This window comes from Corynebacterium tardum, assembly GCF_046717785.1.
In the GTDB taxonomy this organism is placed as follows: Bacteria; Actinomycetota; Actinomycetes; order Mycobacteriales; family Mycobacteriaceae; genus Corynebacterium.
Map to the genome: position 1 here is coordinate 1119880 of NZ_CP177104.1, position 25160 is coordinate 1145039.

The 25160-nt window shown below is 63.7% G+C and carries 20 protein-coding genes and 1 tRNA gene; 12 read left to right on the plus strand and 9 right to left on the minus strand.

Translation table 11 applies throughout. The features are described from left to right. Positions 1 to 36: 36 nt before the first annotated feature. The 3 genes from ACLI1P_RS05400 to putP all read right to left on the minus strand — a co-directional run bounded on the left by ACLI1P_RS05400 (position 37) and on the right by putP (position 2781). On the minus strand, positions 37 to 483 hold the full coding sequence (locus ACLI1P_RS05400) for a DUF2269 domain-containing protein (protein ID WP_411709586.1): 447 nt from the start codon (positions 481 to 483) through the stop codon (positions 37 to 39). A 48-nt stretch (positions 484 to 531) separates the two neighbouring features. Continuing rightward, positions 532 to 1083 (minus strand): DUF1524 domain-containing protein, encoded by a 552-nt coding sequence (locus ACLI1P_RS05405; protein ID WP_411709587.1) that lies wholly within the window; start codon positions 1081 to 1083, stop codon positions 532 to 534. A gap of 135 nt (positions 1084 to 1218) precedes the next feature. Further along, entirely contained in the window at positions 1219 to 2781 is a 1563-nt protein-coding gene (putP, locus tag ACLI1P_RS05410) for a sodium/proline symporter PutP (protein WP_306507513.1), read from the minus strand. A 243-nt stretch (positions 2782 to 3024) separates the two neighbouring features. Here putP and ACLI1P_RS05415 point away from each other — a divergent pair, with 243 nt between their 5' ends. From ACLI1P_RS05415 to ACLI1P_RS05460, 10 genes are all read left to right on the plus strand, one after another. Beyond that, positions 3025 to 6090, plus strand: coding sequence for a DEAD/DEAH box helicase (locus ACLI1P_RS05415; RefSeq protein WP_411709588.1), 3066 nt, complete (start codon positions 3025 to 3027; stop codon positions 6088 to 6090). Continuing rightward, positions 6091 to 6915 (plus strand): hypothetical protein, encoded by an 825-nt coding sequence (locus ACLI1P_RS05420; protein WP_408930389.1) that lies wholly within the window; start codon positions 6091 to 6093, stop codon positions 6913 to 6915. A 39-nt stretch (positions 6916 to 6954) separates the two neighbouring features. Then, positions 6955 to 8088, plus strand: coding sequence for an exonuclease SbcCD subunit D (locus ACLI1P_RS05425; RefSeq protein ID WP_408930390.1), 1134 nt, complete (start codon positions 6955 to 6957; stop codon positions 8086 to 8088). A gap of 3 nt (positions 8089 to 8091) precedes the next feature. Next, positions 8092 to 10701, plus strand: coding sequence for an AAA family ATPase (locus ACLI1P_RS05430; protein WP_408930391.1), 2610 nt, complete (start codon positions 8092 to 8094; stop codon positions 10699 to 10701). A 24-nt stretch (positions 10702 to 10725) separates the two neighbouring features. Further along, positions 10726 to 11235 carry a MarR family winged helix-turn-helix transcriptional regulator gene (locus ACLI1P_RS05435; protein ID WP_408930392.1) on the plus strand — a complete coding sequence of 170 codons (510 nt, stop codon included), beginning with the start codon at positions 10726 to 10728 and terminating at the stop codon, positions 11233 to 11235. 40 nt (positions 11236 to 11275) lie between these two features. After that, positions 11276 to 11569: a molecular chaperone GrpE gene (locus ACLI1P_RS05440; protein WP_408930393.1), complete on the plus strand. Its 294-nt coding sequence runs from the start codon at positions 11276 to 11278 to the stop codon at positions 11567 to 11569. 147 nt (positions 11570 to 11716) lie between these two features. Next, the gene (locus ACLI1P_RS05445) at positions 11717 to 11941 is read left to right on the plus strand and encodes a hypothetical protein (RefSeq protein WP_411709589.1); all 225 of its coding nucleotides are present in this window, start codon (positions 11717 to 11719) and stop codon (positions 11939 to 11941) included. Between the two features lie 302 nt (positions 11942 to 12243). Continuing rightward, a complete protein-coding gene (locus ACLI1P_RS05450) occupies positions 12244 to 12414 on the plus strand; it encodes a hypothetical protein (protein ID WP_408930394.1) in 171 nt (56 codons plus the stop codon). Between the two features lie 312 nt (positions 12415 to 12726). Continuing rightward, the gene (locus tag ACLI1P_RS05455) at positions 12727 to 14511 is read left to right on the plus strand and encodes an oleate hydratase (protein ID WP_408930395.1); all 1785 of its coding nucleotides are present in this window, start codon (positions 12727 to 12729) and stop codon (positions 14509 to 14511) included. A gap of 15 nt (positions 14512 to 14526) precedes the next feature. Continuing rightward, positions 14527 to 14970 (plus strand): hypothetical protein, encoded by a 444-nt coding sequence (locus tag ACLI1P_RS05460; RefSeq protein WP_408930396.1) that lies wholly within the window; start codon positions 14527 to 14529, stop codon positions 14968 to 14970. 63 nt (positions 14971 to 15033) lie between these two features. Here the strand turns inward: ACLI1P_RS05460 and ACLI1P_RS05465 are convergent. The 6 genes from ACLI1P_RS05465 to ACLI1P_RS05490 all read right to left on the minus strand — a co-directional run bounded on the left by ACLI1P_RS05465 (position 15034) and on the right by ACLI1P_RS05490 (position 21809). Next, a tRNA-Arg gene (locus ACLI1P_RS05465) sits at positions 15034 to 15107 on the minus strand. A gap of 129 nt (positions 15108 to 15236) precedes the next feature. Next, positions 15237 to 16811 (minus strand): alpha/beta fold hydrolase, encoded by a 1575-nt coding sequence (locus ACLI1P_RS05470; protein WP_411709590.1) that lies wholly within the window; start codon positions 16809 to 16811, stop codon positions 15237 to 15239. Positions 16812 to 16914: 103 nt separating this feature from the next. Further along, complete coding sequence (locus tag ACLI1P_RS05475; RefSeq protein WP_411709591.1) at positions 16915 to 17544, minus strand: LutC/YkgG family protein; 630 nt, start codon at positions 17542 to 17544, stop codon at positions 16915 to 16917. Continuing rightward, positions 17541 to 19046, minus strand: coding sequence for a LutB/LldF family L-lactate oxidation iron-sulfur protein (locus ACLI1P_RS05480; RefSeq protein ID WP_296133125.1), 1506 nt, complete (start codon positions 19044 to 19046; stop codon positions 17541 to 17543). The genes ACLI1P_RS05475 and ACLI1P_RS05480 overlap by 4 nt, the downstream gene beginning before the upstream one ends. Beyond that, complete coding sequence (locus tag ACLI1P_RS05485) at positions 19046 to 19831, minus strand: (Fe-S)-binding protein (RefSeq protein WP_296133124.1); 786 nt, start codon at positions 19829 to 19831, stop codon at positions 19046 to 19048. Before ACLI1P_RS05485 ends, ACLI1P_RS05480 begins: the two co-directional genes overlap by 1 nt. A gap of 325 nt (positions 19832 to 20156) precedes the next feature. Continuing rightward, positions 20157 to 21809 carry an L-lactate permease gene (locus tag ACLI1P_RS05490; protein WP_411709592.1) on the minus strand — a complete coding sequence of 551 codons (1653 nt, stop codon included), beginning with the start codon at positions 21807 to 21809 and terminating at the stop codon, positions 20157 to 20159. A gap of 199 nt (positions 21810 to 22008) precedes the next feature. Between ACLI1P_RS05490 and argS the strand changes: the two genes are divergently transcribed. Further along, positions 22009 to 23670: an arginine--tRNA ligase gene (argS, locus tag ACLI1P_RS05495; protein WP_411709593.1), complete on the plus strand. Its 1662-nt coding sequence runs from the start codon at positions 22009 to 22011 to the stop codon at positions 23668 to 23670. An 11-nt stretch (positions 23671 to 23681) separates the two neighbouring features. After that, a complete protein-coding gene (gene lysA / locus ACLI1P_RS05500) occupies positions 23682 to 25019 on the plus strand; it encodes a diaminopimelate decarboxylase (RefSeq protein WP_411709594.1) in 1338 nt (445 codons plus the stop codon). Positions 25020 to 25160: the final 141 nt, after the last annotated feature.

The window sequence follows — 25160 nt, forward strand, 5'->3', positions numbered from 1 at the left end:
GAGGTTTTGCTCTGTGCGCGTTATGCGCGGAGCGTACTAGACATACATCAGGATGGCGCAGATAACCCACAGCAGGTTGAAGACGCCGGAGAACATGGCGATCTTCTTGCGCAGCTTCGTGATGTCAGCGCCAGCGCCCGGGGTGGCGATGGCGGCCATGGCCTTGTTCTGCTTCGGGATGACCACGACGAGCAGGATAACCCAGGCAACCACCGCCAGCAGCAGGGCGATGTGGAACTGGATCTCGGACTTGTAGGCGGAGAGATCCGTCAGGAAGATGGCCAGACCAATGACCGGCACGATGGCGGAGATGTAGCCGTAGGTCGAGGTGATCTTGTTCAGGATGCTCGCAGCACCGGCGGCACCGGCATCGCCCGCCGCAGCCTTTTCCAGCTGGCCCGGGAAGGCGGAGGTTGCAACGCACACCGTGCCGATGAGCAGGATGGCGGCGATAGCGTGGAGGAAAATGAGAAGTGAGGTCATGACGTAAATGTGTACCTTTCTTTGTGAAGGGTTTTGCCGTGCGAAAGTCTATCGGCGCTGCACAATGAAATCGAATCGACATTGGTGGCGCATGGCCTGGTAATCCCGGGCCGGGAGGGGAAGCTGATACTTCCGGGCCACGGCGGCCAGGCGCTGTGAGTAGTCGCAGCGCCCGGCGGGCGGGAGCCAGTCCGCCGGGAGCAGGTCGGACTTTGCTTGATTGAGGGCGCGGTCCGTTGCCACGAGGTTGAGCGGGTCGTTGGCAAAGGCCAGCTTTTTCTCTCGGGGCCAGGCAGCGGCGCCCAAGTCCCACGCGGCGGCCAGGGGGAAGACGTGGTCCACCTCCACGCGCGCGGGGGCGGGGCTGCGGGCGTAGGGGTCGTACAGTAAGCCGTTGACAAGCTGCGCGTCCTTGACCTTCTCCCGGGTGCCCGGCGCCCAGCCGCCGAAGTCCTCGCGCACGTAGCCCGGCTGCGGGATGCGGGCCGGGACGGTGGCTACGCCGAGGTCCGGTCCGGGGACTAAGTGGTAGGCCGCGTAGAGCAGCGTTGCAGTGATAAGGAGACAGAGATAGGCGCGATAGGCCGGGCGAGGGCTCATGCCCCATTAGACTGCCAGGCAGCGCTAGAGGTTCCCGTGGGGCTGGCAGCAGGGGGCGCCAGGAACGGCGAAACCCCGCCGAGAGCAAAAGCTGCTGCAGCGGGGGCTCGCGAAAGAGGAGGGAGGGGGGAGAGGCTACTTCTGGACCTTCTCCGCGGCCTCCTCGAAGTCGAGGTTCTTGTTCTCCTCCACCAGCTTGGCCAAGCGGGAGGCCTCCTCGAACTCCTGGGTCACCTTCGCGTCCGGAGCCTTGGTGGCAAGAGAGACGGCGACGGTCACGACGAGGGAGGAGATGAAGCCCGGAACTAGCTCGTAGAGGGAGTCACCCAGCGGGCTCATGCCCCAAGCAATGGCCACGATGGCGCCGACAGCCATGCCGAAGATAGCCCCGGTGGAGTTGAGGCGCTTCCAGTACAGGGACAGCAGGACCAGCGGGCCGAATGCGGAACCGAAGCCGGCCCACGCGAAGCCGACTAAGCCCAGGATGGAATCCGACGGGTTGATCGCGAGCACTGCGGCGATGACGGCGATGGCCACAACAGCAGTACGGGAGAGATTGATCAGTACGTCTTGGCTCGGCTTCTTCTTAGCGAAGATGAGGAAGAGATCCTCAATCAAGGAGGTGGAGACCACCAGCATCTGAGACGACATGGTGGACATGATGGCCGCCAGAACGGCGGTGAGAACCAGGCCGGCGAACAGCGGGTGGAACATGACCTGTGCCATGTCCAGGAAGATGGTCTCGTAGTTCTCCTGGTCCGTGATGGCGTGGTTGGTCTCCGTGAAGAAGACCGTGCCGGACAAGGCCACGAAGATGGCGCCGATGAGGGAGATGCCCATCCAGCTCACGCCGTAGAAGCGGCCCGCGCGGGCGTCGGAAGGCTTGCGCAGCGCCATGAAGCGCACGATGATGTGCGGCTGGCCAAAGTAGCCCAGGCCCCAGGCCAGGTTGCCGATGATCACGGCGGCGGACACGCCGGAGAACAAGGAGAAGTAATCCGGGTTCTCAATAACACCGTCGGTGGCGTACGGGTTGTTGGCCGCGAAGCTGAAGATGTCACCCGGGTTGTCCAGAGAGAACAGCACCATAATCGGCACGATGATGAGAGAGGCGAACATGAGCAGGCCCTGGACGGTGTCGGTGTACGACACCGCCAGGAAGCCGCCCACGAAGGTGTAGAACACCGTCACGGCTGCCACGACGAGCATGCCGACCAGGTAGTCGCCACCGAAGGTGGACTCGAAGTAGCGGCCGCCGGCGACCATGCCGGAGGAGACGTAGAAGGTGAAGAAGAAAATGATGATGGCCGCAGCGATGATGCGCAGCAGGCGCGACTTATCGTGCAGACGGTTTTCGAAGAAGGACGGCACGGTAATGGAGTTGCCGGCGATTTCAGAGTAGGAGCGCAGGCGCGGGGCGACCCACTTCCAGTTGGCCCAAGCGCCAATGAGTAGGCCGATGGCCATCCAGAGCTCCGACATGCCGGTCAGGAAGAGGGCGCCCGGCAGGCCCATGAGCAGCCAGCCGGACATGTCTGATGCGCCGGCGGACAGTGCGGCCACGAACGGGTGGAGCCCGCGGCCGGCGAGCACGTAGTCGTCGTATTCATCCGTCTGCTTGTAGCTCCAGAAGCCGATGCCGGCCATGACAAGCAGGTAGATGATCATTGCAACGACATACCAAGTCTGTTCTTGCACTGATCTCTCCTTGAGATTGAGATTGAGAGTAGGACGTACTCAACGTAACGAGGGGGTTCGGCCAACCCAACCGAGAAATTGGTTCCGTGACCAGTATCTGGTTACCTTCGTCACAGCCTATTGCATCGTCTTACTGGTGTTACGCCTTTGTGTAACGAAAATGTAACGATTGCGTATTTGTGCTGGATTGGGGAACTTTCTCTCGCCAGTGCCCCCGAATGGTAGGCTGCTAGACTGGCTCCTATGGCTTCTTACCTGCTGCACGGCCTTTGGCTGCCCGTCTCGGGCCTGAGTCTGTGGATCGAACAGGTTGAAGGACACAAGATCGTCATGCCCTCCAACGTCCCAGACGGCACTTTCCCCGACATCGTGGATTCCCTGTTGGAGAAAAAGTCCTTCCGCAACCGTGCGCGTGTCTCGCTGCGCACGCCCAAAGGCAAGGACGTATCCCTCATGGTGCCCATGGCCATGTTCGCCCCGGATGAAGCGGTGGCCACCCTGGCCAAGCTGGAGTACCTGGACACTGATAGCCAGGCGGCCACCGCGGAGCAGCGCGCGAGCATCGCCCCGGATCTCAAGTGGCTCATCCGTGTCTACCGCGGACTCTACCGTTTCGTCCGCGCGGGACGCGTGACCATCCGCCTGTCCTACCAGGCCGGGGAGTGGTACCCCATGTGGCAGCTGGCTTCCGGTCTGGGCGAGCGCAGCTGGCTGGCGGAGATGGTGGCCGCCGCCCCCGGCATCCTCACCATCAACAACCGGGCCTTGTCCGATGACATTGCAGATGAGCTCACGCACTGGATCGCGTACACGCAGTTGCAGCCGCAGATCGACGCCCCGCGGGCCGCACCCTGGCACGACTTTGCCCAGGCGCTGCTCAAGACCACCCCGGTCAAGAAGGGGCGCGCGCAGCTGCTGCGCGGGCTCAACGAGTGGAAAGACTCGATTACCTCGGTGGACCTGCAGTTGGTGTTCATCGTGGAGGAGCCGGGCCGCAATGAAGACCCGGAGGAGTCCATCTGGCCCATCCGCGTGCGCGTGCGCTCGGGCACCGATGCGCCCCAGACTGTCCGGCAAGATCAGCTGGACCGCGGCAGCGTGGAGAAGCTGCGGGATGCCCGTCGCCATGCCTTCGACGTGGCGCCGCGCCTGAAATACAACGCGGCCCCGCCGGACCGTGGGGCGGGGGACTGGGACGTCTTCCTCACTACAGATCAGCTGGTCGAGTTCATCTCGAAAGACGCGGCGGCGCTGCGCAAGGCTGGGTTTACCGTCCTGCTACCCAAGGCGTGGTCCCGCATGGAGACCAAGGCCAAGCTGGAAACGCGTGAGGCCCACGATCCCGCTGAGGCCGCCACGAAGGCGCATATGGGCATGGATCAGCTCGTCGAGTACGACTGGAAGCTGTCTGTGGGAGACACGCAGCTGACCGACGCCGAAATGCAGGAGCTCATCAACTCCAAGTCCGGCTTGATTCGCCTGCGCGGCGAGTGGGTCATGGCGGATACCCAGGCGCTGGGCAAGATCTCGGCGTACATGCGGGAGCTCGCGGATACCGCCCGCCGCCGCGCGCTCAAGGAGCTGGAGAAGCTCGCGGCGGCTGCGGAGATGGCGCGTCAGCTGGAGCAGCCCGGCTGGCAGGAGTTGGTCAAGGACGTTGAGCGCCGCCGCAAGGAGTTCAACGAGGAGGCCGAGGACGCGCCGGTGTCCCTGGCGAACCTGCGCGAGATGGCGCTGAAATCCATGGCGGATCAGCCGGTGGAGTTCACCGGCTCTAAGTGGCATACCTCGCTGCTGGGTGGGCTGGATACCACCGCGCCGGAGCGCGTGGAGATTCCCGCTACGGTCCATGCAGAGCTGCGGGACTACCAGCGCCGCGGCGTGGACTGGCTGTACTGGATGTCACGGAACAACGTTGGAGCCGTGCTTGCCGACGATATGGGGTTGGGCAAAACGCTTCAGCTGCTTTCCCTGCTCGCCGTGGAGAAGGCGGCATGGGAGGCGTCGGAAAGCGATGCAGAATGGCACCCCACGCTGGTGGTGGCACCTACCTCCGTCGTGGGCAACTGGGCGCGGGAGGCCGCGCGCTTCGTGCCGGACTTTAAGGTCTTGGTCCAGCACGGCACGGGCCGCCTCAAAGGTAAGGAATTGGCGGAAGCCGCCCAAGCCGCGGACATCGTCATCACCTCCTACGGCACCGTGGGCCGGGACTTCCTCACCTTGGGCACAGTGGAGTGGGATCGCGTGGTTCTGGATGAAGCCCAGGCCATCAAGAACGCCGCGACGCGCTCCTCCAAGGCGGTGCGCTCCATTCCCTCGCGCCACCGTGTGGCGCTGACCGGTACCCCGATTGAGAACCGCCTGTCGGAGATGCGTTCCATCCTGGACTACTGCAACCCCGGAATCCTGGGCTCGGCCTCTTTCTTCCGCAACCACTTTGCCAAGGCCATCGAGCGCGAAAACAGCGACGTGATGGCGGAGCGGCTGCGCCTGCTTACCGCGCCGTTCATCCTGCGCCGCTTGAAGACCGACCCCAGCATCATCGACGACCTGCCGGAGAAGTCCGAGCAGATCATCACCGTGCGCATGACCACGGAGCAGGCCGCGCTGTACAAGGTCCTGGTCAATGACGTCGAAGCCGCCCTCCAGAAGCGCGAGGGCATGTCCCGCCGCGGCCTGGTGCTGGCCTCGCTGACCCGCATCAAGCAGATCTGTAACCACCCGGCGCACTTCTTGGGCGATGGCAGTGCGGTCACTATCAAGGGCAAGCACCGCTCCGGCAAGGTCGAGGAGCTCATGCGGATTTTGGACCAGGCCATCGAGTCCCGCGAGCGGGTTCTCATCTTTACCCAGTACAAGGCCTTCGGAGACATTCTGCAGCCCTACCTGGAGGACCAGTTTGGCTGCGAGATTCCCTTCCTGCACGGCGGGGTGAGCAAGAACAAGCGCGATAAGATGGTGGAGGAATTCCAGACCCCGGACGGGCCGCCGGCGATGGTGCTTTCCCTTAAAGCGGGCGGCACGGGCCTGAACCTCACGGCGGCGTCAATTGTCGTGCACATGGACCGCTGGTGGAACCCGGCGGTAGAGAACCAGGCCACGGACCGCGCCTTCCGCATTGGTCAACAGCGCAATGTCCAAGTGTACAAGATGATCACCGCCGGCACGCTGGAGGAATCCATCCAGGATATCCTCGACGGCAAGACGCAGCTGGCCGGCGCCGTGGTGGGCGAGGGCGAAGGCTGGCTCACGGAGCTCAGCCCGGAGCAGCTGGCGGATCTGATGAGCTATAGGGGACAGGAGAGGTAAATGGCACCGCAGGATTCGGGCGAGAATAACGTCATCTACGCCAATTTTGGCACCCGCAAGCGCGTCAGCACGCCGGAGGAGGTCAACCGCGTCGACCGCGTGCGCACCATGCAGCCGGCGGCCACCCGCGTGGTCAACTTTGTCAACCAGCACGCGGATTCCGGACGCATCTCCCGCGGGCGCCAGTACGCCGCCGGCGGGCACGTGGTGGGCCTCGATGTGCGCAACGGCGCCGTGCACGGCAAGGTGGCCGGCTCCCAGAACGAGCCTTTTGCGGTGCTCATCCAGGTTCCTTACCGCAACAACGACGACATCGGGCGGCTGTCGGAGATGTTTGCGCGCACCGCCAACTCCGTGGCGCGGGCCCGGGAGGGCCTGCTTGACGACGGCGCCCTGGACATCCTCTTTGCGGAATTCCCCGACGATCTGCGCTTCTCCTGCACCTGCCCGGATCCGGAGTACGTGTGCAAGCACGTCGTGGCCGTGGCGGACCGCCTAGCCGCGCGCATGGATGCGGACCCGTCCGTCATCTTCGCCCTGCGCGGGCTGGACTTCGCCCGGTTGGAGCAATCCGTGATGGCACAGGCCAAGTCGGCCTCGGAGGATTCTTTCACAGCTAATGAGCTCTCCGCGGAGGAGCGCAACGCCCTGTTTTGGCAGGGGCGCGAACTCCCGCCGTTGCCCGAGCCCAAGTACGCGCCCGCCGTGGATGACTCGGACCCGGAGCTGCTGCGCAAGGCCATGCGCTCCGTCAGCCATACGAACATAGATTTGCTTCGGGCGGTCTCCGATGTCGACGACCTTTACTATCATCTGACGCATTAAGAGATTCCCCGCCCCGCCGTCGCACCTGAGGAGCACATAGTGGCAAAAGTAAAGTTCATCCATACCTCCGACTTTCAGCTGGGCATGACCCGGTGGTTCCTCAGCCCGGAAGCGCAATCCCGCTTTGACGATGACCGCCTGGAGGCCGTCCAACGGTTAGGGGAGTTGGCGCAGGAGACCGGCGCGGAATTCATCGTCGTGGCGGGAGACGTGTTCGAGCACAACGCCCTGAGCCGCTCCACGCTCCTGCGCGCCAAGGAGGTGTTCAAGCATCTGCCCGTGCCCCTCTACCTCCTGCCCGGCAACCACGATCCGCTGGTGGCGGATTCCATCTTCTTCAACTCCTTTGCGGACAACGTCCACGTGATCGAAAACAGCGATCCCATCGAGGTCCGCCCGGGCGTGGAGATCGTCGGCGCGCCCTACCTATCCAAGCGCGCGAACTACGACCTGGTGCGCCGCGCGTTGGAGCCCTTAGCACCGCAGGACCGCTCCGCTGGCGCGGTGGCCCGCATCGCGGTGGGCCACGGGCAGGTGCTTTCCCGGGCGGGTGAGGGGGACGAATCTGATGCCGACACCATCGACCTTGCCTTTGTAGAGGACTGCATTGACCGGGGAGTCATTGACTACCTGGCCCTGGGGGATACACATTCCACGGAGTCACTGAGCCGAACGGGGCGGGTGTGGTTCTCCGGCAGCCCGGAGACTACGGCTTTCGACGACCGCGAGCGGGACTCCGGCAACGCCTTGGTGGTGACCATTACAGATGGCACGCCGGAGGTAGAACGCCGGGCGGTGGGACGCTGGGAATTCCGCGCCATCGATGCGGACGTGAACTCCTTGGAGGAGGTGCAGGGCTTCCTGGACCAGCTGGAGGAGCTACCGAACAAGAGTCGCACCGCTGTGAAGTATAGCCTGCGCGGCACGGTGGGTCTTAACGCTCAGGCCCGCTTGGAGCAGGGCCTGGCAGATTTGGAAGAAGTCTTCGCCTCTCTGCGGCCGCGAGAGAGGACGATGGACCTGCACCTGGCGCCCTCCGAGGAAGAGCTGGGAGGTCTCGAGCTCAGCGGCTACGCCGCCGACGCGCTGGGGGAGCTGGTGGAGGAGCTGGATAACCCCACGGCGCGTGATGCCGCCAACCTGCTATTCCGCCTGACCGCGAAGGGAGCCTAAATAATGATGAAGCTGCATTCTGTTGAGCTGAGAAACGTCCGCGGCGTCGAGCACCTGTTGCTGGAGGACCTCCCGGAGACCGGCGTGGTGGTCATCGAGGGCGAGAATGAGGCCGGCAAGTCCACGGTGGTGGAGGCCATTGACATCGTTCTCACGGAGAAGCACTCCGCGAAGTCGAAAAAGATCAAGGCGCTGAAGCCAGTGGGGCGGGACGAGTCCCCGGAAATCACCGTGGAGGCCACAGTGGGCCCGCACCGCTTCCGCATTCATAAGCGGTGGCTGGGCAAGAAGGCCTCCGAGCTGCACGTGTTCACCCCACGCCAGGGCCAATGGACCGGCGCGGAGGCGGACAACGAGCTCGCCCGCATCCTGAATGAGCACATGGACCGCGCGTTGGTTGGCGCACTCTTTGTCCGCCAGGAAGACGGTAACGAAGGCATTGCGGCCGTCGGTATCCCCTCGCTCACTGCCGCCTTGGAGAAAGAATCCGGGGCTGAAGCGGTGGCGGAGGACTCCGAGCTGCTTAGCCGCATCGAGGCTGAATACACCACCTACTACACCGCCAAGAAGGAGCGGCCGGCGGGCGAGTATAAGGCGGCCATCGAAGCACGGGACCAGGCCGAAGAGCGGCACCGAGAGGCGCTCGCCGCGGTGCGCGAGCTCGACGGCGTGGTCGAAAGCTACGAAGCCGCCGAGCAGGCGCAGGCCGAGGCACAGGCGCAGCTCCCGGCCGCGGTAGAGGACTGCGAGAAGCGCAATGCCGAGCTGGCCCAGGCACGCGCAGCGCAGGAGAAGGTGACGGCGCAGGAAGCGGCTGTTGCGCGCGCGGCGGAGGCTGTCGATCGCGCCCAGGCAGAAGCCGCGCGCCGCGCGGGGCTCATCGCCGAACACACCGCTGCGGCGCAGGCGGCGGAGCGCGCCGCTGCCACGGTGACGGAGGCCGCGCAGCGCGCGGAGGCAGACGCTACGGAACGCAGGAAGCTGGAAGAGCAGCGGGCAAAGGCGCAGGCCTCCTACGCGGCCGTCCGCGCGGAGCTGCAGCGAGCCCGCCGTGCCCAGCAGCGCGCCGAGTACACGGCACTGGGCACGCGCCTGGAAGCGCTCAGCGAGCTGGAGGAGGCGCTGCGACAACGCCGCCGCGAGCTTGCTGTGGCTCCGGCCGTGAAGAACCTGCCCCAGCTGGAGGAGGCAGAGCGTGAAGTCACTATTCAGCAGCGCCTGCGCGCGGCCGCGGCAGCTAAACTGCACGTGTCCGGCACCGGGGTTATGAGCGTCGACGGTGATGAGCGCGAGCTGGGGAGCGAAGAAGAAGCCATCGAGCTGCGTGATGGAACCACGCTGCAGATCGGAACCGTGACCGCGCGCTACGCGGCAGCCGCCGGGGACTCCGGCGACGACGGGGTGGAGCGCACCCGCGCGGAGTTGACGCGCTTGCTCGAGGACGCCGGCTGCGAAGACGTGGATGCCGCGCGCGCCGCGCAGGAGAAGCATGCCGAACTCGCCGCGGCTGCCACCAACGCCGAGCGCGAGCTCGCCGCAGCTTTAGGTGGCGACGACATAGGGGAGCTGCGCGCGCAGTACGAGGCCTTCGCCACGGACGATGCGGACGATGCGGACCATGCGGAGTCAGACTCTGCCTCTGCGATTGAGCTGGAGACCGCGCAGGAGGACACCCCGCGCCAGGTCGCTGAGGTAGAGCGCGAAGAAGAAGAGCTGCGCCGGCGGCTAGATGAGCTGGACCGCGCCCTCGCCCCATATCGCGAAGACAAGGCCGGTCGCGCGCTGGATGTTGCCACTGTGCGCGCCGAGGAAGCGAAGTCTCAGCTGGAGCGGAAGTCGCAGGAGCTGGACGCTGCCCGCGAGAAGCGCGCGGATGCGGATATGGACAGCGCCGTGGCTGCCGCTGAGGCCGAGCACGCCAAGGAGAAGGCAGCGTTGAAGGAGCTATCCGGCGTGGACCTCGAGACTGCGGAGTCGCTGGCTCAGGGTGCTAAGGCCCACCTGGAATCGTTGAAGCAGGCGGAGCGCGACGCAGAAAGAGAACAGCTTTTGTTGAAGGGACAGATCACCCAGCACGAAGGCGCGGCCGAAGCACTGGAGAAGGCAGCGGCCGACCTCACCGTGGCGACGGAACGTCACGCTGCTGTCGAGCGCCGCGCACACGCCGCCCGGTACCTGCGCGCACTCATGCTCCGACACCGCGATACCGCCCGTCAGCGCTACGCTGCGCCCTTTGTCAATGCGCTTAACGCGCTGGCGCGCCCCGTCTTCGGCGGCGACGTGGACTTCCAGTTGTCCGAGGAGCTACAAGTGGAAACCCGCAGCCACGACGGGCAGACGATTGACTTCGGCGACCTGTCTGGCGGTGCCAAGGAGCAGCTGGGAATTCTGACCCGCTTCGCCATTGCGCAGCTCGTCGCTGGTGGAGGGGCACCGGTGGTCATCGATGACGCGCTGGGCTCCACCGACGCCACGCGTCTGCAACTTATGTCCACACTTTTCGACCGGGTGGGAAGGCAAGCGCAAGTCATCGTGTTCACGTGCATGCCAGGCCGCTTCTCCCGAGTGCCGGGCCGCACGGAGCTAAGTATGAAGAAGCTGAAGTCAGTGTAGGACCCACAGTGTAGGGTAATTGCCATGACAGCGGACATTCGATGGCTCAATGAAGAAGAACAGGACCTCTGGCGCCACCTGCTTGCCTCCATTCGCAAGATCAACCGGGGCATGGAAGAGACGCTCTTGGCCTGCGGCGAGATTTCTATCTCGGAGTATTCCGTACTGGTGTCGTTGTCGGAAGCGCCGAATAAGACCCTGCGCCTGCGCGAGCTGTGCTCGGAACTGGACTGGGACCGCTCGCGGGCCTCTCACCAGATCACCCGCATGGAAAAGCGCGGCCTGGTGCGCAAGGAGCGCTGCTCGGGCGACGCCCGCGGCGTCGAGGTGGTGCTGACGGACACTGGCATGGAGCGCCTCGAAGCATCCGTTCCGGAGCACGTGGAGTCGGTCCGCCGCATGGTCTTCGACCACCTTGATCCCGCCGATGCACCGGCTCTCAAGAGGTTCTGCCAAGGCGTGCTCGAGGAGAACAACCTCCCTGGCTACTCCGGCTTCGTGCCGGATGAGCGCCTGGGCGGAAAGAACTCCTAAGCAGCGCACACACCAACTCACCTGGAGGTGACCCCACGCCATGATGGGACAAGAATTATTCGAGCACCCGGAGCGTCAATACACGCAGTACCGCGTCACCGCGCTGCGAGAGCTCAGTGAACAGGTCGGCCGTGTCGAAGACGTCGAGGAGCTCAGCGACGAGCAAGCCGAGGCGATGGAACAGGTACTAGAGCAGCACCCGGAGGGCGCGCTGACCTTCGACGAGGCCTCGCAGCTGTGGATCATCGGCGCCGAGGACGACATCAACCGCATGTTCCAGGACCGCGAAGACTTCATCGAGGCTCTGGAGAACGACGAGGACCCCGGAGTCTAGACTGCGGTCCTAGTCACAGGGGGTGTCAAACTTCTGAAGGATTGACCCGAAAAATGGGCAGCAAACTTCGGACTAGTCTGCATAACCTGCTAACATACAGTGTGTTAAAGGGCGAGCACCCCTCTCGCTATTGGTCAGGGGAGCTAAGTGAAAGGACAAAACATGATCGACGAGCGCGATTTGGCTCAGGAGCAGCGCGAAGCTGCCGCACGTGACAAGGCTGACGGCTGGGTGTCCGTCTTCGTTCAGTGGATCCCCTCCATGCTTCTGGCCCTGGTTATGCTGCTCGCCATGTTCCTGGGCATGTACTACATCGAGCACGGCACGCTCGATATCACCCAGCAGATTGTGAACCCGTTCATCACCCAGTAAGAACGGTACGCGGCCCGTCGTTTAAAACGACGGCCTAGTGGAATCCACGCAGCCCGGCAGTATCACTGCACGGGCTGCTTTGTGGTTTTGCGGGTTTCACGTCCGGCGATTCTGGCGTGAAGGAGGCAAATCCTGCCTGCGGGATTAAGGTGAACGGCGTCTCTTCTCCTATCTCTTTCCGTATGGTATCTCCACGCGCTGAAAGGCTATCTCCGTGCCCCGCTTGTCACTTTTCCCTACACGTTCTTCAACCGCTTGCGCCCAGGCCACGCCTGGACCGCGCGGAGGAGCGAGTATCCGAAGTGCGCGTCGCTGAGCCGCGCACTTTCAGCCCGAAGACGTCTGGTGCCGCCGGTGGTAGCAGTACCGCCGGGACCGTCATCGGCATCATCGTCGCCATCCTAGCGGCGTTGGGGTTGGCCGCCACAGTCGCCCCGCAGACGGGAATCGATCTTTCCCAGTTTGGCTTGTAGCCCGTGAGCGAAAGTCTATACATAGATCTTAGAAACTTAGCGTTTCACGCTACCTCCGCGATCTGGTGCGGGGAGGGCCGCGGGCGCCCAACGCTACTGGGGTGGGGAGTTCATGTGGGCTCTCTGGAAGGGCGCAGGCGAGCGGATTCTTCGGAATTGCCTGGCAGTACCCTGTGTCATTACGGAGAGCGGGTAATTCTCCGGCAAAACTAGCCCCGCTAGAGGGAATAACATTCACTAACGCTAGCGCGGGTTGGTGGGTGGGTTTAACGTCAAAGGTGTCACCGAGTTGTCAACACAAGGAGTGCTGCCGTGCGCTACACCAACGGAAACTACGAAGCCTTTGCCCGCCCCCGAAAGCCAGAAGGCGCTGACGAGAAGACCGCGTGGATCCTCGGATCCGGTCTGGCAGGTCTTTCTGCCGCTGCCTTCCTCGTACGCGATGCCCAGGTCCCGGGAGAAAACATCCACATCCTCGAGCAGGCGAACATCGCCGGCGGAGCTCTCGACGGCATCAAGGAGCCGGAGGATGGCTTTGTCATCCGCGGCGGCCGTGAGATGGAGAACCACTTCGAGTGCCTGTGGGACCTATTCCGCTCCGTGCCGTCGCTGGAGATTGAGGACGCCAGCGTTCTCGATGAGTTCTACTGGCTCAACCTCGATGATCCCAACTACTCCCTGCAGCGCGCCACTGTGAACCGCGGCCAGGATGCGCAGACTGAGGGCAAGTTCACGCTGAGCCGCACGGCTCAGAAGGAGCTCATCAAGCTCTTCCTAGCTACGCGCGAAGAAATAGAAAATGTCCGCATCAACGAGTGGTTCACTAAGGATTTCCTGGAGTCCAACTTCTGGATGTACTGGCGCACGATGTTCGCCTTCGAAGAATGGCACTCCGCGCTGGAGATGAAGCTCTACGTCCACCGCTTCATTCACCACATCGTCGGCCTGCCGGACTTTTCCGCGCTCAAGTTCACCAAGTACAACCAGTACGAATCTCTCGTGCTGCCGCTGACGAAGTACCTGCAGGACCACGGCGTGCAGTTCGAGTACGGCACGCGTGTGACCGACGTGGACTTCCGCATCGCCGATGGCGAGAAGCAGGCTACCTACATCCACTGGGAAAAGAATGGTGAAGAGGGCGGGGTGGCCCTGACGGAAAACGACCTCGCCTTCCTCACCATCGGTTCCTTGGTGGAGAATTCCGATAACGGCAACCACCACCGCGCCGCCAAGCTCAACGAGGGCCCAGCCCCGGCGTGGGACCTCTGGCGCCGCATTGCCGCGAAGGATCCGTCCTTTGGCCGCCCCGACGTCTTTGGCAGCCACATCCCGGAGACTAAGTGGGAGTCCTGCACGGTGACCACGCTGGATGAGCGCATCCCGCGCTACATCGAGAAGATTGCCAAGCGCGATCCCTTCTCCGGCAAGGTGGTCACCGGCGGCATCGTCACCGCCCGTGACTCCAACTGGCTGATGTCCTGGACGGTCAACCGCCAGCCGCACTTCAAGAACCAGCCGGACGACCAGATCGTGGTGTGGGTCTACGCCCTCTACTCGGATAAGCCGGGCGACTACACGGGTAAGACCATCGAGGAATCCACCGGTGAGGAAATCACCCGTGAGTGGCTCTACCACCTGGGCGTGCCCGTCGATCAGATTGACGAGATGGCCGCCACAGGTGCGAAGGCCGTGCCTGTCATGATGCCGTACGTCACCGCCTTCTTCATGCCGCGCCAGGCCGGCGACCGCCCAGACGTCGTCCCGGAGGGCGCGAAGAACTTCGCGTTCATCGGCCAGTTTGCTGAGTCCGCGCAGCGTGACTGCATTTTCACCACGGAGTACTCGGTGCGCACCCCGATGGAGGCCGTCTACACGCTCATGGACCTCGAGCGCGGAGTGCCGGAGGTCTTCAACTCCACCTTCGACGTGCGCGCGCTTCTCGATGCCACCGTGCAGCTCCGCGACGGCCAAGCCCTCGGCTCCGGCCGCGATACCAAGGCGGGCCGCTTCATGCGCAAGCATTTCCTAGACAAGCTCGAAGACAACGAGATTGGCGAACTACTCCACGAGGCCGGCTTGCTCACGCCGCGCTCCTAGGTAGCATCGAGGGCTATGGGTGACAACGTTTACGTGCGCTATCTCAATGGCCCTCTCCAGTGGCTCGGCATCATCGTCGGCATCACTGTTGTGGCAGCGCTGGTACCGACGATGACCGATTCTAACTGGGCAGCTATTCTTTTCGGTGTGCTGGTCATCGCAGCAACGCTGGCCTGTATTGCCATGCGGGTTAAGCTCGTCGTGCGCGACGACGTCGTAACGGCATCTGTCTTGGGTGTTTTCAAGAAGACGATGCCGCTCGACGACATTTCCGGCGTGAGTGTCGGCCCAGAGACAGGGCTGAAAGAAGGCGCAGGCCCCCGTGTCGTCGATGGCGCGGCAGCCTATATCGTTTCAGGTCCCACCGTACGCATCGACTATGGTGCTAGCTCCTTTATCGCCTCGACGAAGAACCCAGAAGAAGTTGTTGCGGACATTCAGTCCCGCTTGGCGGCTTAAGCGGCAGGACGTGTTGGGGAGGGGGTAGCGCCCCTAATCTAGGCGATAAAAGGTATGAAAAAGTGCCCCTGACAGGGATCGAACCTGCGACCTTCGGTACCGGAAACCGATGCTCTAATCCGCTGAGCTACAGAGGCATAAGTGGCGAAATGCCAACGATGCGATTCTAGCGCATCGACGTGTGACCACAGAAATTGACACCCAGCAGCGGGGGCGGAGCCGCAAGGCCACGGCCCGCGTGTGCTGGGTGTCGCGCTTGCCTGGTGTTAGGCGGAGGCGTGCTCCTGGTCGAAGTAACCGGGGGCATCGGCCGTGTGGACCTCACCGGTGAGCAGGTAGTCCACCACAATCTGGTTCACGGCGTCGTTGCCCATGGCAAAGTGGCCGTGGCCCGGGCCGTGGACGGTGACCACGTGGGACTGCATCGGGTCAGACAGGCCGCGGTAGTAGGCGTACGGGGTCTGGGGGTCGCCGGTGGACTGAATCTGCAGCGGCTTGGTGGCCAGCTGCGCGCCGCTGACCTGTACCGGCTTCGTAATCGGGGCACGGCCGCCGCAGCCGACGCCAGAGGCGTACATGGAGTTAAACAGCGTGAAGGGGTCAACGGTGACGTAGTTGGCCCACAGGAAGGCCGGGATGCGCGTCGGATCCATCGGGGAGGTGTTCTCGTTGCACATGATGATGTTCTGCATGCTCTGGGTGTTCACCAGGGTCTGCAGCGCGGCTTCCTGGTCCGCTTCGCTAGCCTGCGGATCGACTGCGTTGAAGTCGAGAGGTTCGATGCCGCCGATGTGCTTGGCCATCGCGTCCCAGGCCTCTGGGCGCGGGACAACCTGGTCGCGCGTGACCTGGAGGGTGGGGGAGGTGGCCTGGATTCCCTGCGGGTTGGATGCCTTACCCGCGAGGTGCTCGGCCTGCACGCGCAGCTCGCCCGTGGCGGTCATGATGTTCGCGCCCGGCTGGCCGGCGAATTCCAGTCCCGGCGGGAGGTCACCAATCTCGGCGTCCGGCGGCAATACGGTGGGGCGCACGCCGGCCTCGGCGGCGACAATCTGGGACCAGCGCTCGTAAGCCTTCAGCGGGGTCTTGCCCGCATGGTAAATGTCATCGTTCTTCGCCACGAAGCTAAAGAAGTCATGCAGGGCATTCTCGTAGCCGGCCTGCTGGGATGCGAAGATCCGGTTCCAGGCCATGCCCGGGTCCATGCCGGAGTCCAGCACCACCTTGTCGGTGTGCTGTGGGAAGAGCGTGGCGTAGGTGGATCCCAGGAAGGTACCGTAGGACAGGCCGGCGATGTTAATGCGTTCATCGCCCAGTGCTTGGCGTACAACCTCCCAATCGCGGGCGGTGTTCTCCGTGGTGAGGGAGTCGGTGTAGCCCGGGGTGTTCTTCTCGCAGTTGTTGCGGGTAACGGCGCCTGCCTTCGTGAGATCCTCTAGCGGATTGCCCGAGGCCGCGGTCATGGAGCAGTTCAGCGCGCCGGAATCGCGCAGGCCGCGCGGCTGGACTCCGATGATGTCGAACTCCTGCTCAATCTCATCTGGCCAGTTCGCGTTGTTCACCCAGGCGTATGCATCGCCGTTCGGGCCGCCCGGGTTGGTAAACAGGCTGCCCTTGCGCTCGCCGGTGGCCTTGAGGCGGATGAAGCCGACGTCGATGGTGCCCTTGTCCGGTGCGTCGTAGTACGTCGGCGCGGTGACGTGGCCGCACTCGGCGCGCTCGTGGTCCACTCCTTCCGGGCACGGACCCCAGGAGATGGTGGGCTGATCGGCCTGCGCAACGGGGGTAGCGACGAGGCCGGCGGCCACGGCTATCGCCCCCAAAACGCGAGAAAGACGCATGGAATGAGACTCCTTTACTATCGAGATGGTACTCGTCTCATTCTATGCGCCGTGGGTGATGCATAACAGGACGTTACAGGGGCGGGTGCCCCCGAGCGTCGCGTTACTTAACAATCACCACAATCAGGTCGCGGGGGCCGTGCACGCCCTCCACACGGGTGAGCTCGATATCCGAGGTTGCGGACGGGCCGGAGATCCAAGTGGCCGGGCGGTCCGGGTTCATGCGGGAGACAACCTCCGGGATGCCGTACACAATCTGGTCCTTGCGGACGATGCAGATGTGGCGGTCCGGCACGAGGGTCAGGGCGCGGCGGCCGCAGACCTCGTCGGACTCGAGCACGATGGTGCCGGTCTGCGCGGAGGTGACGTGGGACTCGGTGATGACCGCGTCCACGTCGTTCAGCTCGCGCGGATCCTTGTTCTTATCGTCCGGCGTGGCGGTGCCATCGAAGCCCTCGAGCAGACCAGTATCCAGGCCCGGTGCGTAGACGAGGGTGGAGCAGCCACGGTCCTTCAGGATGTCCACGATGGTGCCGTTCAGGCCGGCCTCATCGGTGACGTGCACGTCGGCCCGGTAATCTACCAGGCGGTCCACCAGCATCTCACGCAGCTCCTCAGCATTGAGCGTGCCTTCGTGCTGGTATTCGCGCGGAACCTCTACGTGGTCCGGCAGGCCCGCCTGCTTCTGGGCGGAGGCAATACGGTTGAGGATTTCCTCTTTTGCGGTGGTCACTTGATGCCTTCCTTCTTGGCTTGGGCAAGGAGTTCTTGAGCTTCGTCAGATTCGAACCACTGGCGGAAGGACTTCTTCGGCGGCACAGCGGTGTCGCGCACATCCGACCAGCCGGACATGAACAGCGGCAGCTTGTCCATCACGCCATTGAAGCCGCCGAGCACGCGGCCCAGCGCCACCATGTGGGTGACCTGGTTCCACATCTTCGGGTTAGACCACAACAGCTCAATGACCTTGAAGAGCTTCTGCTCAACCGGCGGGGTGGCGTGGGTGACCTTCTGGTGGCGGTTCTCCAAGATGACCTGGGACAGCGGGATGCGGACCGGGCAGACCTCGTCGCAGCGGCCGCACAGGGAGCAGGCGTAGGGCAGGCTTGCTGACGGATCGTTGTGGTCCTTCATACCCGTCAGCTGCGGCGTCAGGGAGATTCCAATCGGGCCCGGGTAGACGGAGCCGTAGGCGTGGCCGCCGGCGCGCTCGTAGACCGGGCAGACGTTGAGGCACGCCGAGCAGCGAATGCACTTCAGGGCCTGGTGGCCGATGGGGGAGGACAGGGCGGCGGTACGGCCGTTGTCGATGAGAACTAGGTGGAAGTTCTGCGGGCCATCGCCCTCGGTCACACCGGACCACATGGAGGTGTACGGGTTCATGCGCTCTGCCGTGGAGGAACGCGGCAGCAGCTGCAGGAAGACCTCGAGATCCTGGAAAGTCGGCACGAGCTTCTCAATGCCCATGACGGTAATGAGGGTCTCCGGCAAGGTCAGGCACATACGGCCGTTGCCCTCAGACTCCACGATGTTGATGGTGCCGGTCTCTGCCACGCCGAAGTTGGCGCCGGAGATGGCCACCTTGGCCTTCATGAACTGCTCGCGCAGGAACTGGCGGGAGGCCTCAGCCAGCTCTGCCGGCTCTGCCTTCAGGGAGTCATCCGTGTTCGGCATCTTGTTGACAAAGATGTCACGGATTTCCGCGCGGTTGCGGTGGATAGCTGGAACCAGAATGTGGGATGGGCGGTCCTCACCGAGCTGGACAATGAGCTCAGCCAGGTCGGTCTCCTGGGCGTGAATGCCAGCGGCCTCGAGGTGCTCGTTAAGGCCCATCTCCTGGGTGGCCATGGACTTGACCTTGATGACGTCGGTCTCGCCGGTTTCCTTGATGAGGCCTTCGATGATCTCGTTGGCCTCCTTTGCGTCGCGTGCCCAGTGGACGATGCCGCCGCGCTGGGTAACCTGCTCCTCAAACTGCAGGAGGAGCTCGCCCATGCGGGACGCAACGTCCTCCTTGAGGGCGGAACCGGCGTCACGCAGCTGCTCCCAGTCCGGGGTCTCGTCCACGGCGTGCTGGCGCTTGTCACGGATGGAGGTGGTGGCGTGGTGCAGGTTGTGGCGCTGGGTGGAGTTGTTCAGGCCCACGTGTGCCAGCGGCACGAATGCCTTAGAACCGCGCAGGTTGCCGTAGCCTTCCGGGGCGCGGGGCGGGGTGGTATCGAGGAAGGAAGTCATTAGAGCATCTTCTCCTTGGAGTAGGCCGCGGAGGTCGGGGTCCACGGGTGTTCCTTGGTGGAGGCAAGGATTTCCGCCATGTGGATGGCGCGCACACCGGAACGCTGACGGGACAGGGCGCCGCCGATGTTCATCAGGCAGGAGGAGTCACCGCCGGTGACGTACTCCGCGTCGGTCTCGCGGACGTGGCGGGTCTTATCGCCCACCATGGCCTGGGACACCTCGGCGTTCTTAACGGCGAAGGTGCCGCCGAAGCCACAGCACTCCTCAGAGTTTTGCAGCGGGACGAGGTCGATTCCCTCGACCTCCTTGAGCAGCTGGTACGGACGGTCACCGAGCTTGAGGAAGCGCAGACCGTGGCAGGAGGAGTGGTAGGTGACGCGGTGCGGGAAGAACGCACCAACGTTGGTCACGCCGGCAACGTCCACGAGAAATTCCGGCAGATCCAGCGTCTTCTCAGAAGCCTTCTTGGCGCCGTCAACGTCTGCGGAGGAGCCAAAGCGGTCGGCCACGCGCACGTGTTGCTCACGGACGGCGCCGACGCAGGAGCCGGAGGCTGCAACTACGTAGTCGATGGACGGGTCAGCGAAGGCATCCGCGTAGCTGCGGATCATTCCCAGGGTTTCCTTCTGGTAGCCAGTGTTGATGTGCATCTGGCCGCAGCAGGTCTGCTGCTCTGGGAAGACGACCTCGTGTCCCAGGCGGGACAAGACGAGGGCCGTGGCCTTGTGAGCATCGGGGAACAGCGAGTCGCCGATACACGTAGAAAACAATGCTATTCGCATTAGTGTGCGCTCCTTTTCTGACCCACGTGCTCGCGCTTCCCTGCGGCGAGGGAGCGCAAGCGCGACGGACATTTTCCTATGGGTGTGGAGATGAGCCTACCGTGTAAAACACGGAATATCGATGTAAAAAACAGCTCCTACCTGGCGCTTTAACGCAACACTAATGTTGCAAAATTTCTCACGTGCATTAATGACGAGACAACTGAGTCAAGTAACAACGAAGCCCCCAGAACGGGCCGGTAAATGACCCGAATCTGGGGGTGAGTTGTGGGAAAAACCTACGCAACTGTCGGAAAGTTGGAAGGAAAGATGTTAGGGGCCAGTTCTAGGGAACCAAGAATCCCAACACGTTGGTCATGAGGAAGACAATGACACAGACCACGGCCAAGAAGGCCACGGAGTAGCCCACCACAGACTTGAGGATGCGGGATTCCTCGCCTTCCATCTTCACCGCGGTGGCAGCGATGGCCAGGGACTGCGGGGAGATCATCTTGCCCACCACGCCGCCGGAGGTGTTTGCAGCCAGCATGAGGTCGGGGTTGACACCAATTCGGTCGGCGGCTGTGACCTGCAGGTTGGCAAACAGGGCGTTGGCGGAGGTGTCGGAGCCGGTCACGGCGGTACCGATCCAGCCCAGCACCGGGGAGAAGAGCGCGAAGATGCCGCCCACGGAGGCCACCAGCTGGCCGATGGAAATGGTCTGGCCGGAGTAGTTCATGGTGTACGCTAGGGCCAGAACCAAAATAATGGTGAGCGCGGAGAACTTCATGCGGTTGACTACCTCGCCGAATTTGGCCACTGGTGCGGAGGCTTCCAGCTTGTAGCGGCCGTTCTCGTTGAATGCCATGTAAACAGCTGCAACGATGATGCCGGAGATGAGAAGCAAGGTGCCCGGGTTGCCCAAGACGTTGAACTTGAAAGCGGTGTCCATGGCGTTGCCGTCGGCGTCGATAATCGTGCCGTCGAGAAGCGGCCACGGGTTGTTGATCTTAATGAAACCGAAGATGGCAGGCCATGCGGTGGCCACGGCGAAGACGGCGGTGACAACGGCGTAGGGCAGCAGGGCCATCCAGATGCGGCGGCCGTTGAGGTCGGTGACCTCTTCCTGAGCGGGCAGCTCCATGCGCTCGCGCAGGCTGTCAACGCCCTTGGGCTTCCACACACGCAGGAAGAGCACGCCCGCGCCCAGGGACACGATGCAGGCCACCACGTTGGTGAGCTGGTAGGCAAAGAAGGTGGCGGCAGCCCACTGCGCGATGGCGAAGGACACGCCGATGACCGCGGCGGCCGGGGCGGCTTCCTTGACACCGCGCATGCCGTCGAGGATGAAGAGGATGAAGAACGGCACCACGGCGGCGATGAGCAGCACCTGCAGGGAGATAAGACCCGCGATGTCGCCGGTCTGCTCGGCGGTGCGCCCGCCCACGGAACCAGCGGTGGTCACCGGGATGCCCACCGCGCCGAAGGCCACGGGGGCGGTATTGGCAATCAGTACCGTGGTCGCTGCCTTAAGCGGCTTGACGCCCAGGGCCAGGATCATCGTGGCGGTAATGGCCACCGGGGCGCCGAAGCCGGCAAGAGCCTCCAGCAGGCCACCGAAGCAGAAGGCGATAAGGATGGCCTGGATGCGGATATCGCCATCGCCCAGCAGGTCGAAGGTCTTGCGCAGGTCGTTGAAACGACCGGAGGCCACCGTCACCTCGTAGAACCAGATGGCGGTGATGATGACCCAGACGATGGGGAAGAGGCCGAAGAGTCCACCGCGCAGCGCCGAGTTCACAGCCATGCCGGTGGGCATGCCCATGCCTAGGATGGCAACGGCCAGGGCAACGATGAGCGCTACGGCACCCGAGGCGTGGGCGCGGGCCTTGAAGCCCAGTAGCATGATGAAGAACGCAATGAGCGGCAGGGTGGAGACCGCTGCGGTCAGCCCGCCACTGCCGGCGATGGCGTCGGTAGTGATGTGAAATGTAGACATATAACTCGCTACAGTGAGTACGTGAAAACTACTGAGAACTGCGATGCAGATAGTGGGTTTAGGGTAAAGGGTCACACCCTGATGTGCCGCATCGATCACCCAGCGGGGGTAAGTGATGCCCTTAACGCGCAGCCAGTCGGGTGCGCAGCCTGCGCCCTGACGGTGCTTCCGCGGCGGGGGGACGATAGACTTTGGCCCTATGAATCCTGAAGATCTTTCCGTCCTGATTAAAGAGACCGCGGCCGCTGTGCTTGACCAGCACGAGCTGGACGCCTCCGTGCTGCCGGAGACCGTGACCGTTGAGCGCCCGCGTAATCCGGAGCACGGCGACTACGCCACCAACCTGGCCCTCCAGGTGGCCAAGAAGGCCGGCACCCAGCCGCGCGAACTGGCGCAGTGGCTGGCTGACGCCCTCGCGGGCAACGACGCCATTGAGGAGGCCTCCATCGCCGGACCGGGATTCCTCAACATCCGCCTCGCCGCGGCCGCTCAGGGCGCAATTGTCTCCCAGGTTCTCGCCGCGGGCGAGGAATTCGGCCGCAATGCTACGTACGCCGGGAAGAAGATCAACCTGGAGTTCGTCTCCGCGAACCCGACGGGCCCCATCCACCTGGGCGGCACCCGGTGGGCCGCGGTGGGTGATTCCTTGGGCCGCGTCCTCGAGGCCTCCGGCGCGGACGTTACCCGCGAGTACTACTTCAACGACCACGGCGGGCAGATTGATCGCTTCGCGCGCTCCCTGGTGGCGGCCGCCAAGGGCGAGCCCACCCCGGAGGACGGCTACGGCGGAGATTACATCAAGGACATTGCCCAGGCGGTAGTGGAGAAGAACCCGGGCGCCCTCGAGGGCAGCGACGCCGAGGTGCAGGAGAACTTCCGCGCCGACGGCGTGGAGATGATGTTCGCCCAGATTAAGGACTCCCTCCACGAGTTTGGCGTGGACTTCGACGTCTACTTCCACGAGAATTCGCTGTTTGAGTCCGGCGCGGTGGACAAGGCCATCCAGACCCTCAAGGACAACGGCAAGTTGTACGAATCCGAGGGCGCGTGGTGGCTGAAGTCCACCGAGTACGGTGACGACAAAGACCGCGTGGTGATCAAGTCCGATGGCAACGCCGCCTACATCGCCGGCGATATCGCCTACGTGGCCGACAAGTTCGACCGCGGCCACGACCTGGCTATCTACATGCTCGGCGCGGACCACCACGGCTACATCGCCCGCCTGCGCGCCTCTGCCCAGGCGCTGGGCTATGACCCGGAGGCCGTCGAGGTGCTCATCGGCCAGATGGTGAACCTGCTGCGCGACGGCCAGGCGGTCAAGATGTCCAAGCGCGCGGGCACCGTTATTACCTTGGATGACCTGGTGGAGGCCATCGGCGTGGACGGCGCGCGCTACTCGCTGGTGCGTTCCTCGGTGGATTCCAGCCTGGACATCGACCTGGGCCTGTGGGCCTCCCAGTCTGCGGATAACCCGGTGTACTACGTGCAGTACGGCCACGCCCGCATCTGCTCCATCCTGCGCAAGGCGGCGGAGCTGGGGCTGGATACCGCCGCGCTTGCCGACGCCTCATTGGACCTCCTCACCCACGGCAAGGAGGGCGACCTCATCCGCACCCTGGGCAAGTTCCCTGAGGTCGTGGCCACCGCGGCCTCCCTGCGTGAGCCGCACCGTATCGCTCGCTACGCCGAGGTTCTGGCGGCTGTGTTCCACCGCTTCTACGACCAGTGCCAGGTCTTGCCGAAGGCGGACGAGGAGACCGAGCCCATCCACCTGGCCCGCCTGGCGCTGGCCAGCGCTACCCGCCAGGTCATGGCCAACGCCTTGACCATGGTGGGCGTGAGCACCCCGGAGAAGATGTAGGTCGCGCGGCTATGGCTGATTTCAATTCTCTTCCCTCTCACGTCTGGCCGCGCAACGCCGCGCGCGGCGCAGACGGTGCGGTGTCTATCGCCGGCGTTAGCCTGTCTGAGCTGGCGGAGGAATACGGCACCCCACTCTACGTCTTCGACGAGCAGGACTTCCGCTCGCGCTGTCGCGACATGGCCAAGGCCTTCGGCGGCCCGGAGCACGTGCACTACGCCTCCAAGGCGTTCATTACCAAGCGCATTGTGCGGTGGGTAGACGAGGAGGGCCTGTGCCTCGACGTCGCCTCCCTTAACGAGGCCAAGCTAGCGCTCGCCGCGGGTTTCCCGCCCGAGCGCATGACCGCGCACGGCAACAACAAGGACGATGAGTACCTCCAGCTGTGCGTGGACAACGGCATCGCCCACGTGGTCTTGGACAACGAAGAGGAGCTTACCCGTCTCAACGGCATTGCTGCTGCGGCTGGCCGTGTGCAACCGGTGATGATCCGCGTCAAGCCCGGCGTGGACGCCCACACGCACGAGTTCATCGCCACCTCGCACGAGGACCAGAAGTTCGGCATCTCGCTGTCCACGGGCGCCGCCTTCAGCGCGGCGCAGCGCGCGCTCGACGCGGCGAACCTCTCGCTGGTTGGCCTGCATTGCCACGTCGGCTCCTCGGTCTTCAACGCCGAGGGCTTCAAGCTCGCCGCGGAGCGCGTGCTCAGCCTTTATAAGCGCATCCACTCCGAGCTCGGCGTGGCCTTGGAGGAGCTGGATCTGGGCGGCGGCTTCGGCATCCCTTATATGGAGTACGAGGAGGCGCTGGATGTTGCCTCGCTCGCGGCCGACCTGCTGGAGGCGGTGGAGCGCACCGCCCGCGAGATCGACATCACCCCGCCGTTCGTGCTGGTGGAACCGGGCCGCTCCCTGGTTGGCGCCTCCGCGGTGACTGTGTACCGCGTCGGCACGGTCAAGGACGTGGAGACCGGCAAGGCGGATCTGCCCATTCGCCGCTACCTGTCGGTGGACGGCGGCATGTCGGACAATATTCGCCCGGCGCTCTACGGCTCGGACTACGATGTGCGAGTGGTCAACCGTCGCACCCAGGGCGAGCCGGTGGACTCGCGCATCGTAGGCTTCCATTGCGAATCCGGTGACATTCTGGTCAACGAGCGCCGCTTCCCGTCCGATATCACCACGGGAGACCTGCTGGCCTTCGCCACCACGGGCGCCTACCAGTACATGATGGCCTCGCGCTACAACGGTGCGCTGCGGCCGGCGGTAGTGTCCGTGCGCGACGGCAAGCACCAGCTCATGCTGCGCCGGGAGACGGTGGAGGACCTGCTGGCGTTAGACGTCGATTAGCGCTGCGGCGCCATTTCATTCAGCCTTAGCGGTGAGATGGTGCCGGTCGCGGGCCTCCCGCGCCTCCCCACGTAGAAATAGACAGCTCGTTCTGTATAGTGATGGGCTGTACCGCACCAACAACACGCAACTTGTGAGGAA